The sequence below is a fragment of the Streptomyces torulosus genome (genome assembly GCF_001419765.1).
Taxonomy (GTDB): Bacteria; Actinomycetota; Actinomycetes; order Streptomycetales; family Streptomycetaceae; genus Streptomyces; species Streptomyces torulosus.
In genome coordinates this window covers 1-1,129 of record NZ_LIRK01000995.1, presented here as the reverse complement: position 1 = coordinate 1,129, position 1,129 = coordinate 1, and the positions used below count along the sequence as shown (strand labels likewise).

Sequence of the window (1,129 nt, the reverse complement as noted above, 5' to 3'; positions counted from 1 at the left end):
AGCCTCTCCGACCCGGCCACCGTGCGGTAGGTGGCCGGGTCGGAGAGGCTCAGCCCGTCGACGTAGAAGGCGTGTTGCAGGGCGACGGCGAGTGCGGCGGCCCGCTCCGGGGCGGCCCCGCGCAGGGCGGCCATGCCGCGCGCGGCGGCCTCGGAGTCCATGACGAACGAACCGTCGGCGATCAGCCGCTCGTAGCGCTCGCCGAACTCGGCGCCGGTCAGCTGCGCGATCTGGGCGTTGGCCCCCCGGACGTGGCCGAACTCGCGGATCGGCAGCCGGCGCGAGCCGGTGAACAGTCCGCCGGAGACCACCTCGACCGGCAGTTCGGGGTGGCGGGAGACGGCTTCGCCGAGGGTCCCGGAGAAGCCGTGGGACCAGCCGCAGTAGGCATCGAAGGCGTAGACGAGCTGCATGGAAGACCTCGACAGGGGTGGGACGCCCGCCGGGTCGCGGGCCGATCACCTGATGAAACAGTAACTGACTCGTCAGGCATTTCCCTGGAATGAGTGACGCCCATCACACTACGGGTCGGTGCTCGGAGGTGGTGACGAGTCCGAGTGAGCCCCTGTCAGGGCAGTCGCGGCAGGATGTCCCGCGCCGAGTGGCTCAGGGCGCGCAGGTTCTCCGCGAACCGCTCCCGGTCCTCGGCCGGGAGCGGGGCCAGGAAGTAGCGGCGGATGTTCTCGACGTGGACGCGGGCCGCCGCGACCGCCTTCTCCTCCCCGAGCGGGGTGAGGCGCACCAGCCGGCCCCGCCGGTCCTCGGGGTCCTCGCCCCGTTCCACGAGCCCGGCGGCCTCCATGCGGTCGACCAGCCGGGTGGCGCCGCCGGTGGTCAGCACCTGCTCCTGCGCGATGGCCCGCATGGACAGCCCCGGCTCGCCCGCCCGGCCCAGGATGAGCAGCACCTCGAACATGAGATGGCTGATGCCGCACTCCTGCTCCAGGGCCCGCCCCAGGATGTACTCCAGCCGGTTCGCCGCCCCCTGCAGCCGCCCGAAGGCGAGGACCAGGTGGTCGTCGGCGGCCTGCTTCGCCGTCGAGATCTCCGTCTGCTCGTCCACGGCCCCCGCCGCCCTTCCGGTCGTCCCACCACTGACCCCTCGATCATGCCGTGCCCGGCCCCCGTT

At 72.5% G+C, this 1,129-nt stretch carries 2 protein-coding genes; both read right to left on the bottom strand.

Annotation, left to right across the window (positions count from 1 at the left end):
- Positions 1 to 413 (bottom strand): hypothetical protein (locus AOK23_RS43465; protein WP_055717858.1); only part of this gene is annotated, 413 nt, incomplete at its 3' end.
- 155 nt (positions 414 to 568) lie between these two features.
- On the bottom strand, positions 569 to 1,063 hold the full coding sequence (locus AOK23_RS43460; RefSeq protein WP_055512969.1) for a MarR family winged helix-turn-helix transcriptional regulator: 495 nt from the start codon (positions 1,061 to 1,063) through the stop codon (positions 569 to 571).
- Positions 1,064 to 1,129: the final 66 nt, after the last annotated feature.